The sequence below is a fragment of the Halocatena marina genome, from assembly GCF_023276375.1.
Classification (GTDB): Archaea; Halobacteriota; Halobacteria; order Halobacteriales; family Haloarculaceae; genus Halocatena; species Halocatena marina.
Window position 1 is genome coordinate 2,125,390 of the sequence record NZ_JALLPK010000001.1, and the last position, 17,239, is coordinate 2,142,628.

General features: G+C 54.1%; 16 protein-coding genes. 9 read left to right on the forward strand and 7 right to left on the reverse strand.

Going from position 1 to position 17,239, the window contains the following annotated elements:
* Positions 1–101: 101 nt before the first annotated feature.
* Positions 102–698 (reverse strand): sulfite oxidase-like oxidoreductase, encoded by a 597-nt coding sequence (locus MW898_RS09570; RefSeq protein ID WP_248906665.1) that lies wholly within the window; start codon positions 696–698, stop codon positions 102–104.
* 200 nt (positions 699–898) lie between these two features.
* On the opposite strand from MW898_RS09570, the gene MW898_RS09575 reads away from it, so the two are divergent.
* Complete coding sequence (locus MW898_RS09575; protein WP_248906667.1) at positions 899–1,111, forward strand: ribbon-helix-helix domain-containing protein; 213 nt, start codon at positions 899–901, stop codon at positions 1,109–1,111.
* Positions 1,112–1,156: 45 nt separating this feature from the next.
* Complete coding sequence (locus MW898_RS09580) at positions 1,157–1,435, forward strand: UPF0058 family protein (protein WP_248906670.1); 279 nt, start codon at positions 1,157–1,159, stop codon at positions 1,433–1,435.
* 522 nt (positions 1,436–1,957) lie between these two features.
* Here MW898_RS09580 and MW898_RS09585 read toward each other — a convergent pair.
* From MW898_RS09585 to MW898_RS09600, 4 genes are all read right to left on the reverse strand, one after another.
* Positions 1,958–3,826, reverse strand: a complete 1,869-nt coding sequence (locus MW898_RS09585) for a hypothetical protein (protein ID WP_248906672.1) — start codon at positions 3,824–3,826, stop codon at positions 1,958–1,960.
* Between the two features lie 230 nt (positions 3,827–4,056).
* Complete coding sequence (gene hisD, locus MW898_RS09590; RefSeq protein ID WP_248906674.1) at positions 4,057–5,331, reverse strand: histidinol dehydrogenase; 1,275 nt, start codon at positions 5,329–5,331, stop codon at positions 4,057–4,059.
* A 34-nt stretch (positions 5,332–5,365) separates the two neighbouring features.
* Positions 5,366–5,947: an ArsR/SmtB family transcription factor gene (locus MW898_RS09595; RefSeq protein WP_248906676.1), complete on the reverse strand. Its 582-nt coding sequence runs from the start codon at positions 5,945–5,947 to the stop codon at positions 5,366–5,368.
* 194 nt (positions 5,948–6,141) lie between these two features.
* Positions 6,142–6,447 carry a hypothetical protein gene (locus MW898_RS09600; protein WP_248906678.1) on the reverse strand — a complete coding sequence of 102 codons (306 nt, stop codon included), beginning with the start codon at positions 6,445–6,447 and terminating at the stop codon, positions 6,142–6,144.
* 981 nt (positions 6,448–7,428) lie between these two features.
* Here MW898_RS09600 and glpA point away from each other — a divergent pair.
* From glpA to MW898_RS09630, 6 genes are all read left to right on the forward strand, one after another.
* Positions 7,429–9,165 carry an anaerobic glycerol-3-phosphate dehydrogenase subunit GlpA gene (gene glpA / locus MW898_RS09605; protein WP_248906680.1) on the forward strand — a complete coding sequence of 579 codons (1,737 nt, stop codon included), beginning with the start codon at positions 7,429–7,431 and terminating at the stop codon, positions 9,163–9,165.
* Entirely contained in the window at positions 9,155–10,399 is a 1,245-nt protein-coding gene (glpB, locus tag MW898_RS09610; RefSeq protein ID WP_248906682.1) for a glycerol-3-phosphate dehydrogenase subunit GlpB, read from the forward strand. The genes glpA and glpB overlap by 11 nt, the downstream gene beginning before the upstream one ends.
* A gap of 1 nt (position 10,400) precedes the next feature.
* Positions 10,401–11,735, forward strand: coding sequence for an anaerobic glycerol-3-phosphate dehydrogenase subunit C (locus MW898_RS09615; RefSeq protein ID WP_248906684.1), 1,335 nt, complete (start codon positions 10,401–10,403; stop codon positions 11,733–11,735).
* Positions 11,736–11,803: 68 nt separating this feature from the next.
* Positions 11,804–12,598 (forward strand): helix-turn-helix transcriptional regulator, encoded by a 795-nt coding sequence (locus MW898_RS09620; protein WP_248906686.1) that lies wholly within the window; start codon positions 11,804–11,806, stop codon positions 12,596–12,598.
* 862 nt (positions 12,599–13,460) lie between these two features.
* Positions 13,461–14,354, forward strand: coding sequence for a complex I NDUFA9 subunit family protein (locus tag MW898_RS09625; RefSeq protein ID WP_248909742.1), 894 nt, complete (start codon positions 13,461–13,463; stop codon positions 14,352–14,354).
* Between the two features lie 113 nt (positions 14,355–14,467).
* Entirely contained in the window at positions 14,468–14,782 is a 315-nt protein-coding gene (locus MW898_RS09630) for a cupin domain-containing protein (RefSeq protein ID WP_248906688.1), read from the forward strand.
* A gap of 36 nt (positions 14,783–14,818) precedes the next feature.
* Here the strand turns inward: MW898_RS09630 and MW898_RS09635 are convergent, their stop codons facing one another.
* Both MW898_RS09635 and MW898_RS09640 read right to left on the reverse strand, forming a co-directional pair.
* Entirely contained in the window at positions 14,819–15,526 is a 708-nt protein-coding gene (locus MW898_RS09635) for a 5-formyltetrahydrofolate cyclo-ligase (protein WP_248906690.1), read from the reverse strand.
* A gap of 76 nt (positions 15,527–15,602) precedes the next feature.
* The gene (locus MW898_RS09640) at positions 15,603–16,928 is read right to left on the reverse strand and encodes a short-chain fatty acid transporter (protein ID WP_373689883.1); all 1,326 of its coding nucleotides are present in this window, start codon (positions 16,926–16,928) and stop codon (positions 15,603–15,605) included.
* Positions 16,929–17,057: 129 nt separating this feature from the next.
* Here MW898_RS09640 and MW898_RS09645 point away from each other — a divergent pair, with 129 nt between their 5' ends.
* Positions 17,058–17,213, forward strand: coding sequence for a hypothetical protein (locus MW898_RS09645; RefSeq protein WP_248906693.1), 156 nt, complete (start codon positions 17,058–17,060; stop codon positions 17,211–17,213).
* Positions 17,214–17,239 lie beyond the last annotated feature (26 nt).

Consider the following 17,239-nt stretch of genomic DNA (forward strand, 5'->3'; position numbering starts at 1 on the left):
CAGAGATTATTCTCATGTCTTCATCAGGATCGATAAGCTTAGATAACGATTCTAAGAGGTTATGGATAGCATGGATTATACAGCAATAGATCAATACAGAGCTAACTGTACCGTTCTTCGTGCCATGGATTAGCCGTTTGGGAGTAGCCACGTTTTTCCCAGTATCCACGCTTCTTTTCAGTCAAGAATTCGATACCTGTAATCCACTTAGGACCCTTGTACGCGTATTTGTGTGGAGTTACTACCCTGAGCGGTCCACCGTGCTCGCCCGTCAGTGGTTCACCGTCGAGTTCCCATGCGAACATGACCTCATCGCGGAGACAATCCGAGAGTGGAAGATCCGTCGTATATCCATCGAGTGCGTGGAACATGACGTGTACAGCATCATCGGAGACGCCCGCACGATTGGCGAGCGTCGGGAACGTAACTCCAGTGAACACACAATCGAGCCGGCTCCAGCCGGTCACGCAGTGGAAATCCTGTCGCTGGCTCTCGTGGGGGAGTTGCTGGAACGCATCGAACGTGTATGATAGCTCGTTCTCGATCGCCCCCCAGCAGCGAAACTCCCACGTCTCTGGGTCCCACGACGGAACGTCTCCCTTCGAGAGCACAGGGAATGCTGAGGTCTCACGCTGGCCAGGTGGTAACCGATCACCACCGAATTCTTCGTGAATTTCCGTCACGTCCTCGTATTCCATACCGATCCGTTCGAAAGGGCGACTGGTAGGTGTATCGAATGCATCCAAAGCACATATGAATTATGATGGTACTATTATTGTTTGATCAAAATCTGAGTAAATAATAGAAACGTATTTTTCCAAACCACTGGAGAGTCTTTGCGGAAGGGGGAAGATCCCCGTCAGAGTTATAAGGGCGACTATCAAACCGTCGCATATCTATGCCAAAGGTGGAGATCACGATACCGGAACACCTCGAAATGCAGATTATGCAGTTGGTCGATCAGGGCGAGTTCATTAACCGCGAGGAAGCAGTCGAGGACTTGATTGCGTCAGGAATTAGGGCATACAAAACAAGCGGACCAATGGACGAAGAAGAGCCAGGGTTCGAAGACGACGGAATGATGGGGCACGACGACGAGTACGTGTTCTGACCGTTGGCAGTAACCCTTAAACCTACGACGATAGTTATTTTGCCTATGCATAAGGACGAACTTCTTGAGTTACACAAGCAAATGGTAATGATTATGAACTACTTTCGAGAGCAAGAGGGTATTAACAGGAATCTATTCGATCCGTACGACCAGCTTGATGTCTCGCCTGACGACGTTCATAAATCGAAAAGCGAGCACAAACACGCTGTGTTCGTCCTCGGAAACGCGCTTGCGACTGCAATGAGCGAAGACGAGTTTTCGAACGCTGGCCGAATCGGAAAGCGGATGCAAGAGCTCGCTGACGACGCCGAGCAAAAGCTGTAATCAGATAGTAGTTCTTTTTGATTTACCAGAGTTGAAGTCGGAGACGAGTACGGCAAGCGGGGGCGTGAAGTGGGTAAGTGAGGGAAGACACCTCACGAAACAACACCTAAAATACATTGGGCAAACGATTGGTGGCCAGTTTGTGTCGATGTACAATCGAAAACGTTCGGCGAGCCATCAGACGATGTATCGATGGAAGAATGGTGTGGGATAGCGCGCACATCCTAATAAAACTGGACAGCGTTCGAGCCACGCACTCATTGGTGGCAGTGCGGGAGATGCACCGAAGATAGACGATCCGGATGAGGTCGTGGAAGTCGCTGTTCTGTGAACTACCACGCGCGCGACGGCGGAGTTATTGTCGAACGCGAGAACACCGCATCCACACTCACAGAGCGCTCACCAGTGCACAGACGCTTTCCGTTTCCTTCCGGGCAAAAACAGATAGCTACACGCGCTTGTTGTAGCACTCAGAGAATAGCCGAGCCACATTCATCAATCCGGTCAGGACAACACTTTGAATCACTCTCGCGAACGGTATCGCCACGCGCCAATTCCCAAACCAAGTAGTGCTGCGATAATACCGAATCCAGGGCCATCGGTCTCCGTTGTCGTGGATTCACTCGCTTTGGTGGTTGTCGCTGTCTCCGTCGTCTCTCGCGTCGATGTGGTTAGAGTCGACTGTTCTGTGGTCGTCGCGTTTGGAGTGGGCGTCTCCGTCGGAGTTGCTGTCGAGGTGCCTTTCAGAGAAACCTTTTCGCTGGTCGGTGCCGACCCGGTCGTCCAGGAGTGCGAGACCTTCATTGAGCTATTCAGCATGTGAGCAGTACTGACCTGCATCTTGTAGGTAATGGTCTCTAAGAACGTCGCGCCGGTGGAGCGCTTGAAGTAGGGTACAGCCTTGATGTAGTACGTACCGCTCTGATTGGCAATGAATGTGAGATTGTCACCCGAGTGACTACTCGCAATGGTACTCTTTCCGAATGAGTAGTCCTTGGAGACGTATGGCTGGTCCGCACCGTTGGGTCCAGCCACCCAAAGCGCTGGTTGGAATTTTCCAGAGCTGCTGTATCTAACAGTGATCGCATCACCTTGCTGGAGGTTGAGGGCATACACGTCGCGGTCGTACCCAGTCAGAACACCAGAAACCGTGTCATTATTAGCGAGTGAAGATGATGATGCTGGTCGTTCGTTCGGGTCGTTCCCATCCAACCCAACGGTGTTGACCGTCAGGGAGTAATCGGCACCGGAGCCTCCCGTAACTTCGACGTAGTACGTACCGGAACGTTCGACGACATCACCACCATAGGCAGTGGGAGCCGCGGGACTCGTATGATACGCACGGAGTGGTCGGTTGAACGGTGCTTCACCGATTTTGTTTCCATTCGGGTCGTACACCGTAAACGACAGCTTCTCGTTTGGATTCTTGCGATTCGTATGTTTGAGGGAGACATCGAATCCTTGGCCTTTCTTGAGCGTGACAGCGTACCGGTCGCTTTCGTGCTTCGAGCGGATCGTGTTGCTGACTGTTGTCCCCGGCTTGATGTGTCGAGCGTTGTCACCGCCAGCAGAGTGATTCGAGTTGGTAGTGACCGTCAGTGTGTAATCAAGCACGTCGTTAGCGTCGAGATCGGAGACGATCTGAATGGTGTATTTCCCTGCTTTCGTCACTGGGATCTTCTCAGTGCTATCGCCAGTCGATCTGTGGATCTGCTCGCCACTGGGTCCGTACACGTTCACCGCATCGACGGATCCCGAAGACGCCGAAGTCTCAATAGAGATATCATCTCCTTTTTTTGCTTTAATTGAAAAGAATTCTCTATCAGATTCAGTCATGACGCCCGAGATCGTTTCACCCGATTCGAGCGGAGCTGCCTTCGAGCGACGTTCGTTCGGATCGTATTTGTCGAGCGACCGCGATGAGACCGCCAACGAGTAGCTCGTCGGAGTTGTGCTCGTCTTGACAGCCTCCACCTTCACGTAGTACGTTCCCGACTGTTCGATAACGCCAGCAGTCACGTGCGCCGCTCCTTGCTGGCCAGCCCCGTCGGTCTGTGAACGTGCTCGGTTATCATGAGCCGAGATCCGTTTGCCGTCTGGGCTGTACAAGCTCACGCGAAGGTCTTCACCTCTTTGTGCTGTGCGCTTGAGGAGCGCTGAAAAATCACGACCCGCTTCGAGTTCAACGGCGTACCAATCAACGTCGTTCGGCATGATCGCTCCGTCGACCGAGCTACCAGCATCTATCGCTGCTGCGTTCTCGGGAGCATCGCCCGTATCGCTCCCAGCGGCCCGAGCAACGGGATCTGTCGTTACCATACCCCCGCCACCGACCGAAATCACGATCAGGAAGGCTATACCAATCCGTCCGAACGCCAGTTCACTCACCATGACATTCACTGCCTCCGAATATTACGTCGACCTGAGAACCGCTTTTTCTGAGAAACCGGGATATACCCTGAGTGAAAAAGCGATGGGATATATACGTTATCATTGGAAGTCGAAATGTAAGAGTACGCTATCACGAACAGACTTGGTATGCAACAATCATAAATTAGAATATGTTATGTGCGAATACTACTCGCGACGACGACGAGAGAATCGCATGCGCTGTGATGCGCTTATTCCTCTGAAAACCGCCGTTCGACGCTAACTGCGTGTGCCTCCAAACCTTCTGCTGTTGCGAGCGCCGTGATTGTATCTCTAATATTTGACAACGATTCTCGGTCGAGTCGCTGGACAGTCGATGAGCGCAGAAATGTCTCGACAGATAGTCCGCCTGTCACTCGTGCCCCGCCATTCGTCGGGAGGACGTGGTTCGTTCCGCTCGCATAATCACCTGCTGCGACCGGCGTGTACGGACCGAGGAAGACGCTACCCGCGCTGTCGATCCGTTCGAGCAGTGCTTCGTCGTCGTCTGCTTGAATGGAGAGATGTTCAGGGGCATACTCCTCGGCAAACAGTACCGCCTCGGAGATAGAGCGCGCGAGGAACACACCGCTCGCGTCGCTGGACAGCGTCTCACGAATGATGTCCTCACGCTCTCGACCGCTCGCCTGCGCATCGATCGACTCAGCGATTGACTCGGCCAGCGCCTCACTGTCGGTGACCGCAACGACCGAGGCATTCGGATCGTGTTCGGCTTGTGCGACCACATCAGCGGCAACGAATGCTGGATTGGCTGTTGAATCTGCTAGCACAAGAATTTCGCTCGGTCCAGCAAGAAAGTCGATGTCGACGTCTCCGCGTACGTCGGCCTTCGCTGCCGTGACAAAACGATTTCCGGGCCCAGTGATCTTCTCTACGCTCGAAACCGTCTCAGTCCCGTAGGCGAGTGCCGCGACGGCCTGTGCGCCACCGACCTGATACACCGCGTCTGCGCCAGCAATGTGGATAGCCGCGAGCGTCACAGGATCGAGCGTCTCTGCTGGCGGTGTCGCAACCGCGATGTGTTCGACGCCAGCCACCGCTGCGGGGATAATTCCCATCAGTGCGCTAGATGGGTACGACGCTGTCCCACCGGGTGCATACACACCGACACGTTTGATGGGACGAAAGCGCCGACCGAGTTCCCGTCCACCGAACGATTGTCGCCAATCATCAGGAACTTGTGCTTCGTGGAACGCACGGATATTCGCTGCCGCGGTTTCGATGTGCGCTCTGAGGTCTGCATCAAGTTCCTCGGACGCGCGTGCCGCGTCGGCAGTGATATCGATGTTGCCAACCTCACATCCATCGAACTCACGGGCATAGTCTCTGAGCGCAACGTCGCCTTCCTCACGCACCCGCCCGATAATTTCGCGAGCGGTGTCTTTCGCATCAGTAACGCCACCACTACGTTTGAAGAGTACTCGCCGCTCGTCGGGGGTGAGTTCAGAGATACACTGGACGTTCATACTCAGATGTTGACGTCCAACAAAAAAAGGCTCGCTATCGGTCGAAATACCAGAACAGGCCAATAACCGCGAGCGAAAAGACACCACCCAAGAGGAACATCAACACTGGATCGACTGCTGGCGCAGTAGGCGCTTCGAGTGCTGTTGGTCCTCCACCTGTCTGCTTTACGTCAAAGATACCGAACCGGCCGAAAGACAGTGCAAGAATGGCGCTGGCTCCTGCGAGCACAGTCGCTGCACCGAGTGCACGCCTGAGGAAATCACGCAGCCGAAGATGGTCAGACTCTCGACCCGCGAACAACACAACGGCCTCGTTCGCCGGAGCGTACACCGTCATCTCGGTTCCCTTTTCCGAATACCCAACCCCAGAGGGTTCAATGAGACCCGCATCCTCCAGCTTCCCGAGGTGGTAGTGAACGTTCTGAAGTGATGTGTCGATTTCGTCTCGTATTTCAGTGGGGGTCGATGGTCGATCGTAGATGATCGAAAGCACCGTCCGAGTCGTAGAGGCTGTCAACGTTTCGAACGCCTCATCGGCCGCATCGTTATCCAGACCGAGAACACGCGGCTCGTTCGGGGTCGATTGTGACTCCCCACGTAGCGGCAGCAAGCTCATCGGCTTAGCCTATAAGCTCATCTCGTATGGGCTTTCGGGTGCTTCAAACCATAATTTGATGCATTGCATTATCCAACAATTGGTAAAGAAACTTTTTGCCAAGCGTCGCAGAGCACGGCAAGGCGGCACAGCACAATTGATTCAGGACTTGTCCGACTGGACTGCCAGAGTGAGTTCGTCGCTGATCTACTCGTTCACGGCGGGGTGGGTGGCGTCATCGTGAGCCATCGACGAAGCACGGGGAACAGGAGGGCAATAGCACCAATCTGTAATCCAATAAGAGTGTACGTCGCAACAGTTGTTGTTGGGATGAAGTTGGTACCACTACCAACGAACAAGAGGCCACATACAACCGAGAGCACTAGTGATGTCCGAGCGTATCCATGAGCCGTTTCACGAGTACGGACCCACTCAAGCGCGAATCCGATCCAGAATGTGAATAGTCCGGCAGTCAGTAGTAGTGAATCAAGACCAAAGGTAACGGGCGGGGTAACTGACATGCGGGATAGAACTCACTGATGTGCAATACTTGTTCCGGATTGTTGCAGATATGATTTAGTCCGACATGAGCTATGCCTGCGGCCTGACCCCGACGCACTCGGGCTATTTTTACTGTAGACTGACGAAATATAGAGAGATATACAATCAGATGAACAGTGTGTAGAAACGGTACTGTCCCGGAACACCGCATAAAAGAATGTTTGCTAACACTAAACCATATCCATACAGACAATTCAAACACCACACTAGTCATACCTGGATACCAAACATATAATTTTAGAATACATTTGGATAGTAATCTATTACCCGATATCATACAAATGTCTGACAACCAAAGCCATATAGGAAGCTTTTTACAGGGGCTAGCACGTACTATATGATGTCGCGCGGGAATGCGCCATTTGCTATAAAAAGCTGGGCAGCAATCCTGAATCCCTGTCTAGGCACTCCCCGCCGACCTCCCCCCACCTGGCCTCTCTCTTGGCGGGAATTCGATATGTCCCCATACCGTCCGAAACAATAGTAGTCGTTGATCATTCATGACACCTTTGTATTCTTATCGTGTATTTTATCGTGATTTCGACAAGAATGATCACTCCATCCGTTCTATTCACCGCGCAATTATTCCACAATCGAATACAATCTCCTCTGTTGATCACAGACATCCTAGTCAACTGAGACCACTTCTTTACCATTGAGTTAGAGCCATAAGTGAAGAATACGAATCGGAGCAGCAACAGTTAGTTTCTGAAACACTAGATCACATAAGCGAGATACGTTAGCTGTAGATAGAGTGCTGATAGACGCAGAATTGCATGAATGCACCGTCCTCTGTCTGTGACTCCAGATTCACGATAATCCACTGTCCAAGCGCTCACACGCGAAGATATCCGTACTGAAGTGAGACATCTTTCATGATGTTTACTGGTGGCAGCATAATAGGGATAAAGTAAAGTAGCGAGCGTTACATGTATTATTTGATGGCAGATTCTCCGGAGGTACTCGTGATTGGGGGTGGCTCAACTGGATGTGGGATCGCTCGAGATCTCGCAATGCGGGGACTTGATGTCACTCTCGTCGAAAAGGGAAACCTAACACACGGGACGACCGGACGGATGCACGGATTGCTCCACAGCGGCGGTCGGTACGCGGTTTCCGATCAGGCGAGTGCGAGAGAATGCATCGAGGAAGCTCGTGTTCTATCCGATATCGCGAGCCACTGCGTCGAAATGACGGGTGGACTATTCGTCCAGCGTCCCGAAGATCCCGACGAGTACTTCCACGAGAAGCTGAAAGGGTGTCGAGAGTGTGACATTCCTGCCAAAGTGCTCTCATCCACAGAGGCACGCAAACAGGAACCGTATCTCGCATCAGATATCCAACGAGCAATCGAGGTGCCAGATGGTGCTATCGACCCATTTCGGCTCTGTGTTGCAAACGCAGCCAGTGCCGAACAACACGGAGCACGCATCGAGACACACGCTGAAGTCACGGACGTGCTCGTAGAGGGGAGCGACGTCGTCGGATGTGAGGTGCGACACGAATCAGGACCGGGAAAGCGAGTGCATCAGTCGTCTGGAACAACAGAGAAAATTCGAGCCGATTACGTCGTGAACGCCACTGGAGCGTGGGCTGGACAAATCGGTGAGTTGGCTGGTGTCGATATCGAAGTCCGTCCGTCCAAGGGCGTAATGGTCATTATGAACGTCCGACAGGTAGACACCGTCATCAACCGCTGTCGACCGAAAGGGGATGCAGACATCATCGTTCCCCACGAAACGACAGCGATTCTCGGCACGACCGACGAGGAAGTTGCGGATCCCGAGGAGTACCCAGAAGAGCAGTGGGAGGTTGATCTGATGATCGACGAGCTCTCGGAGCTGGTTCCCATTCTCAAGAGTGCTCGTACAATCCGGTCGTTTTGGGGCGTGCGTCCGTTGTATGAACCGCCAGGGACGGGAACGACCGATCCGACAGATATCACGCGGGACTTTTTCCTGCTCGATCACGAGGAGCGTGACGATCTACGGGGAATGACGAGCATTGTCGGCGGAAAGTTCACGACCTATCGGATGATGGCCGAGAAAATCTCTGATCACGTCTGCGAACAGTTCGGGATTAATACACGATGTCGAACCGCACAGGAATCTCTCCCCGGGAGTGATGATTTCGACGTGCTGAGAGAGTATATGGAAGAGTTCGGACTTCGATCACCAATTGGTCGGCGGAGCGTCCAGCGCCTCGGAAGCAGGGCCGACGAGGTGTTGAAGACTGATCGCCCAAACCCAGTCATCTGCGAATGCGAGGCGGTTACCCGCGCAGAAATACAAGACGCGATCGGCCAGTCGGGATCTGACCTTAACGCCGTTCGCATCCGGACCCGTGCCTCGATGGGCAACTGTCAAGGAGGAATTTGCTGTCACCGGATGGCGAGCGAGCTGTACCCCGACTACGACGAATCAACCGCTCGCGCAGCACTCGACGAACTCTATCAGGAACGCTGGAAGGGACAGCGACACGCGCTTTGGGGTGAGCAGCTCTCACAAGCGATGTTGAATCATCTGCTTCACGCGACGACGATGAACCGTGATAGTGATCCCGCGCACGATGGGACGGTTGATTTCCAAGCGTTCGACACCGGTGCCACAATCAAAGACCACAACAGCACCGAAGGGAGCTCGTCGAGCGGAGACGAGGAGGGTGAGCATGCCAATTAGCGAGGACGTGGTCGTCATCGGTGGCGGGCTTTCGGGAGGAGTAGCTGCCCTCATGGCGGCACGAACGGGCGCTTCGGTTCGTCTCATCTCGCACAAAGAGAGCACGCTCCGGCACGCGAGCGGACTCATCGATGTGCTCGGATACCTGCCAGACGGAACGGGACCGATCGTGAACCCGTTCGACGCACTCGATGAACTGCCAAACGAGCACCCGTACAGCGTTGTCGGCGAGACCGCCGTCCGCGAAGGATTGACCATCTTCGACGAGATTGTCGGCGAAATGTATGCAGGAGGACACACGGATACGAACGCGCTTGTTCCGACACAAGGTGGAACGGTCAAGCCAACGGCGCGCTATCCGCAATCGGTGGCCGCCGGTCTTGCGAGTGACGAGCGTGATATGCTTCTCGTCGGATTCGAAGCACTGTCGGACTTCGATGCGCCGCTCGCCGCCGAACACCTCGCTGCGGCCGGTGTTCCGTTCGAGACACAGGGAGTGACGGTTCAGTTTCCGGAAGATCTCCGTGACGATGCGAGAATCACGCGCTTTGCGACGGCGCTCGAACGCGACAGCAACACACGAGCGCTCGCTGATGCGGTCGAATCGCATCTCGACGGTGCCGAACGCGTCGGGTTCCCGGCGCTCTTGAGTAAAGACACAGTGCGTAGCGAACTCGGGACCCGCCTCGGGAAGCCTGTGTTCGAAATCCCCGGTGGTCCGCCGAGCCTCCTCGGACTTGAGTTGGCCGAGCGGCTCTTCGAGACACTGGATGAAGCCGGCGTCCACATCAGTAGCGGTGTTCCAGTCGTCGGACACGAGACCGATGGCAACGATGAGCGTGTCACAGCAGTGCTCGTCGATCGAAACGGTCAGACACACCCATACCACGCAGAGCAGTTCGTGCTTGCGACCGGTGGTCTCGTCGGGAAAGGAATCGACACGGATCGAGATGGTGTGACAGAACCAATCTTCGATTGCTACATTCCTCATTCCGAGGATCGATACGACTGGTTCTCCAACGAAGCGTTCGGTGACCATTCGTTCGCCCGGTTCGGCATCGTTCCGAGTGAGGGACTACAACCGACCGACGCCAACGGTGAGATCGAGTTTGAGAACGTGCGAGCGGCGGGAAGCGTCGTCGGTGGAGCGGACATTGCTTCCGAAAAGTCTGGGAGCGGCGTCTCGCTTGCAACCGGACTGATCGCAGGACGAAACGCAGGAGAAGCGATTTGACATGAGTGACACAGAGGACACCCACGAACACGAATACGAACACGAGTTCGATCAATCAGATTCGTCACCGACAGGACCGACTCCCGTCGAATCTGCGGAAGCGTTCGACGGACTGAATGCCGATCTCCGTCCGGGAGCTGACAACTGTTATAAATGCACGTCTTGTGATACATCGTGCCCAGTTGCCGAAGTAGACGACGAGTTCCCCGGTCCGAAGTTTCAGGGACCAGAACAGTGGCGGCTGAAACGAAAGGAGGACACGGATATCGATGAATCGATTATGTCCTGTTCGAACTGCATGCGCTGTGACGACGCCTGTCCATCGAGCGTTCCGCTGAGTCAGATGCACAACACTGCTCGCGGAGAGTACGTCGAAGGGATGGATAAGTTCTCCAGAGAATACATCCGGAACCGTATCCTCGCCAATTACGGAACACTCGCGCGCATCGGGAGTCGGGTCCCCCGTTTAACGAACGCCATCATGGGTAACCGCGTGACGAAGTGGTTCAATGAGCGCTTGCTCGGCATCACGAGCGAACGTGAATTTCCCGAATTCGCACACCAGACGTTCCGCAAGTGGTGGAACGACCGTGGCGGTTCACAGGTCACAAGCGAGCAAAAGCGGATTGCGTACTTCCACGGCGATTATTCGAATTTCAATACGCCCGAAGTAGCAAAGGCGTTAGTCCGTGTGTTCGAGTCGTTTGGCTATGAAATCGCCGTTCCCGAGCAACGCTGTTCCGGAACGCCGATGTTCGCAAACGGAATGCTCGCGGATGCCCGACGGGCCGCGAAGTTTAATGTCGAAACGCTGTCTGCGTTGGTCGAAGATGGGTACGACATCATCTGTTCGTGTACCTCCTGCTCGATGGCACTGAGACAGGAGTATCCCGAGCTGTTCGATTTCGAAGGCACTGGGGAGGTCGCTGCACACACCTACGAGGCGGTCGAATACCTCCGCCTCCACGAGGACCTCGAAGGAGAGCTCCACGACAGCGATAGTGAGATCGACCATCCAGCGCTCGCCTACCACGCACCCTGTCACGCCAGAAATCAAGGTCTTCACCGACAGGCACTCGAACTGTTCCGAACACTCGATGGCGTCGATATCGAGGACGTGGGCGACTCCTGTTCTGGCATCTCGGGAACGTACGGCTGGAAATCAGAGAAATACGACTACTCGATGGAGATCGGCGAGGAGATGTTCGAAGAGATGAAAGACGCAGAGGGGACCACGGGAATGACCGAGTGTCCGACCTGTGCGATGCAGATGAAACACGGAACGGGATACGAAATTAACCATCCGCTCGAAGTGATCGAAGCAGCACTCACTTAGCGCGGGATCGGAGCACCGCAGTAATTAGTCGACGCGAGGGTTTTATCGCTCGTCGAAGTAGAGACGCTATGCCATCGCGCGAACCTGCGCAATTTCTGGCCGATTCTCCCGACAGGGCCGTGCTTCTCGCCCATCTTCACGAGAACCCCGGCCAACCGAGCACCGTCGCAGCAGCACTCTCGATGTCACACCGAAGCGTACAGCGTAATCTCTCTCGGCTTACGACACGCGGCTGGGTCGAAAAATGCGACGGCATCTATCAGCTCACCACGACAGGCACGCTCATCGCAGAAGAGCACACAACCTATCTCGATTCTCTCTCGCGTATCGAAGCGTTCGATGACTTCTTCAACTGTCTTCCCGACCACGAACTCGCGCCAGATCCACGACTGTTAGAGAGTGCGACGCTTGTCACCGCTCGACCCGAGAATCCACAGGCTCCGGTGCACCACTATGTCAAGAGTGTTCGGTCCCTCGAAACGGAAACGATTCGGATGCTATCGCCCGTGCTGAGCCGACTGTTTCACGACGCCCACGCGACGCTCGCAAAGCGTGGGACCCACACAGAACTCGTGTTATCGACAACGATGGTCGAACAGGCGCGAGAATTGAATCCGATGGAATTCGATTTAATCGTGGGACTCGGAGTTCTCGACCTCTATCGCCACCCGGAACCGATTCCGATTGGTCTCACCCTCGGTGAACAACGCGTGCTCGTTGGTGCCTACGACGAACACGGACAGATGCGATCCTGCATCGACTCGTCTAAAAACGCGTTGTTCGCTTGGGCAGTGGAGCTATTCGAACGCTATCAAAACAACGCAACACCCGTCACACCGACTCGAAAACCCCCGTTCACGTGACCAATATGTAGAATTGATTATAACGGTGAATATTCAATCGATTCGTTATTGTATCGCCTGAGATATGCGCTGTGACTCCGGTGTTCCATTTTGAATAGTCAATTGAGTGGATAACATCAGTTAAGAATCAGTGTATTCGTAGCGATAGCCGTGAACACAGAGTAATGAAGTCAGCTACGGTTGTCTAAATGCTAGATCCAAAGAGTATCACCAGACTTATCAATGATTGTGTCAAAATAAATCATGGTCTTCTTGGAATGCGTCGGAGACCACTTGCCGTGTGTTCAGGCACACGGCCTTTAACCGATGCGTTCAAGCAAATGTCTGATATTTTGTGTGAGATGTGGTCTCCAATCGCTATTAGGATGCGTACCGCTTAATCATTTATTTTGTTTACTAAACCCGTATGTAGTGAAAAATAGTTTCAACCATTTTATTCACAAAAACTATTGGAATCTGTGGGCACAAAATTTGAATAAGGAACAATGACTCCGCATGAACTATGCTACTCGTTGATAGTGCCCACAGTATTCAACATTATAGTTCATGAGATTAAAAGCATTGTGATACACCCAACAATTGATCTGAGAAAACACGATATGTGTCATAACGTCCACTCGTCTCTCCCTTGGAATAACTGTCGGACTCACTAATCAGCGACAATACTGAATACAGACAGTCGGTTGTAAAGACTCTCGTAAGTCACTCAGTCCATGTCTTAGTACCCGGAGAACCCGTGTCGATCACGGAGAGAATTACTCGGGGGCAGGAGGAAATCTACGACAACACCTGTCGCATACGCCACCGGCAGTCGGTCACGCGCGGAGATAACGTAACGTAGATGACGGGAATAGCAACAGTCATGAATGTTATTGTTGTCGGTGGCACTGGCTTCATCGGACGACCGCTTACACACGAATTGATTGATCGTGGCCATAGTGTGACAGTTCTCTCGCGCTCGCCTTCGCCTGTTCCCGACGGCGTTAGATCGGTATCGGGAGACGTGAGAAACGCCGAATCAATTTCGGATGCATTCGAGGGAATGGAAGCAGTCATCAATCTCGTGGCGCTCTCTCCGCTATTCGAGCCATCAGGGAACGTTACTCACAAAGCAGTTCATCTCGACGGAACTCGGAATATCGTGGAAGCAGCCAAAGCGAACGGTGTCGAGAAAATTGTCCAAATGAGCGCTCTCGGGGCCGATCCCGACGGGGCAACGGCGTATATCCGGGCGAAGGGACAAGCCGAAGCCGTTGTCACCGAGTCGCCGATCGATCAGGTCATTGTTCGTCCGTCGGTCGTGTTCGGCGAAGGAGGAGAGTTTGTCTCGTTTACGAAGGCGTTGACGACCCCCTACATCACGGGATTGCCTGGCGGCGGTGGGACACGATTTCAGCCGATCTGGGTTGGTGATCTCGTTCCGATGCTCGCTGCTGTGACCGAAGATGGGACGTACGTTGGAAAGACACTCGAACTCGGTGGTCCAGAGACTTTGACACTCACTGAGATTACACGATTCGTCTACCGCACAGATGGGAAACGTGTCGTTGTCCTTCCAATTCCGATGCTGTTCGCTCGGATCGGCCTAACGATCGCTAGCGTGATCCCCGGAGTGCCAATGGGACCAGATCAGTACCGGTCACTGAAGTTCGATAACACCGTCAGTGACAATGACGTGACAGCGTTCGGTGAAACGGCCGACAACCTCCGGACACTGACCGATTACCTCGAACACGACTCACAGCGCCCATCGTGACAACTGTGTCCTCCAGAATTATCAGATATGTTTTATTAAGGGACGCTATTCGATCGACTGCAGCGTCAAACGCCAGGAGCCACATATATACACCTGCTCTCGGACAGTTCCGTATGGTACTCAATCGGTATGACCCGCCAAAGCCCGCATCTGGAGAGATCGAATCAGACGAACTGGCTGTCACGGACGACGCACTCGTCAAAGTCTTCGCACTCGGTCCGGGCGCGGAGCTCTCGGCGCACGAACACAGCGCTTCGACGAACGTCTTTCACGTCCTCGAAGGCACAGTGACAGTGATACAAGACGACACCGAAGAAACCGTCCACGCACCCGGTGTCATCCTCCACGAACGTGGGGTTGCTCATGGGGCACGCAATGACACAGACTCGGTTGCTGTCCTGACCGCAAGCCTCTGTCCGATGCCATAGAACGACTATCGTTTGCCTCCACTTCTCACGGAGTGCTCACTGTTCGTCCATCAGATGCTGGAGAATCGGAATCTCGTCGATCCGCTCCTCGGACAGATTCGTCCATCGGAGACCGGACGGCTTTTCACGCCTCTCGTCTCGAACAGTTTGCTGTGGCGTAACGACCAGATCGATCGGGACGTCGTGTGGTGCTTCAGGGACCTCATCATCGATGAGCTGGATCTCGTGGACTGTGGTCGCGGTCGTGGTTTCATCATCAACCAGCCCGCACTCACGGAGAATAGCGAACTCTAGATCACTGTAGCCTTCCCCTTTTCCGATCCGTCCGCCGCTCTCGGTGATTGCGACACTCCCGCTCACAATGAGATCGATCGTCTCCATCGCTTCGGGAGTGACCTGCTCGCCAACCTCGAAGGAGCCGTTGATCGTCGTCGCGTGATCGTAATCATCGATTGAATCTGGGTCAAGCCGGAGGAAGCACGCCTCGTCTCGAAGTCGGGGAACAGCCATGTAAACGGTTTTGCCTGCTGCTAACGCGCGCTTTCGCACGGGTCGCTGTGGCGAATCTGGATTCGATTTGATCGTACTCGCTTCCTGCCACGCTGTGTTCTGCGCTAGTCGCTCTGCGGCGTCCGCCGCACCGTCGAAGTTGGGGATTCTTCCGTGAGGAGGAAACGGAAACCGGGCCGTACCGGACTCATCGAGTTTATCCCAAATGCGCTCGCGGAGTGCTTGTTTGTCCATACAAGATCGAAGACAGCCACGCACAAATGATACCCTTCTTGCCCCTCTGTAAACATGTCAAAAATAAAATCAAGTTTCAGTACGGAAGGACGAGCAGGACGATCGTCAGGAAGGGAATGAGCAAGAGCAACATTGCGACAGCGTAGCCGAACATTTCGCGGGCTTTGAGGCCAGTGATTGCCAGCAGGGGAATCGCCCAGAACGGGTTGAGCAGATTGGTGTGTGCATCACCAACAGCGTACGCGATGGTTGCTTGACCTACTGGGATGCCGAGTTCTTGGGCGGCTTGGATGACAGATGGCCCGAGGACGATCCACTCGCCGCCGCCAGAAGGAACGAACAGGTTGACGATGGAGCCAGTCACCCACGCGATGACGGGGAACGTCTCCGGGGTTGATACGGACAGTAAGGTCTCTGCCAGCCTCGTCGAAAGTCCAGAGGCGTTCATCATTCCCTGAATGCCCGCGAAAAACGGGAACAGCAAGATGATTCCTGCGGCGGCTGTAGCCGCCTCGCCGAACCGTGCTCGGTAGACTGCTGGCTGTGTGTAGATTGCTAATCCGATGAATAGGAAGCCGAAATTGACAACGTTCAGGTTGAGAGCATCCAACCCTTGCGTTGCGAACAGATACGCCACGTAGATGACGCCCGTGAGCCCGATGACGCCACCAAGAATGCGGCTGTTGTCGATGCGCTCAGCTGGTGTCTGGGCGTCTGAATCGACGTCTTCATCGGAGGTATCATCTTCCTCATCAAGTTCCTCTGCAGAGAGATAGTCCCGAATCGAGCGTGATCGCTGGGGTGCTGGTGAGAGGAAAAACAGCATGACAGCAGCGTAAACGATCGAGAGACTCGTTAGAATGAGCGCGTACGGGTTGAAGATGGTCTGCGTTGTGCTGACGATCGAGTCGATGACACCGAGTTCGATGAATTCGTTACCCTCTGTGGCGAGTAACAGCGGTGCCGATCCCGAGAGACCCCAATGCCACGTCAGTCCAAGCCCCATATAGCCGGCAACACACAACAGCGGATAGTGAACGTCAATATCGTTCTCCACGGCAGTTTCACCCATCTCGCGGGCGAAGATCGCACCGAGAATGAGACTGAAGCCCCAGTGGATCCACGCGATTGCCATCGAGAAGACACCGACCATAACAACCGCCTGACGACCGGTTGAGGGGACCTGTGTCAACCGCTTAATTCCATCGTTCACTCGCGGATGGTAGGCAATGACAAAGCCTGTCATCAGAATGAGTACCATTTGCATGGCGAATTCCAGAAACGCCCAGAAGCCGTCGAACCAGTACGAAACCATATCACCGACGCCAGCTCCTTCAACGACAATGCCCGCGAAGAACACCACGTAGCTCAGAATAATCGCGAACAGGAACGGACTCGGCATCCACTGTTCGACGACATCTGCTAGACGGTGGCCCGCCCGCTCGAATACGTTCCCACCTGATCGTGAGTTTGTGGTCTGTGATGACATATCCAACGTGACAACTGCCGATACGTACTTAAGTGTAGGGATATGGATAGCAGAGGCCGTGCACGACGCGTCGGCAGTAGCAGCGATCTCGTGGCAGTCAGCGGCAACTACGTCCGCAACACTCTCTCTGATCGTGGAGGCAACGAGATCTATCCGTTCGCTGAGGTGCACGACGGACACTACGATCTCGAACAGTGAAACGGGGCGTACTGGCGTCTGAAAAC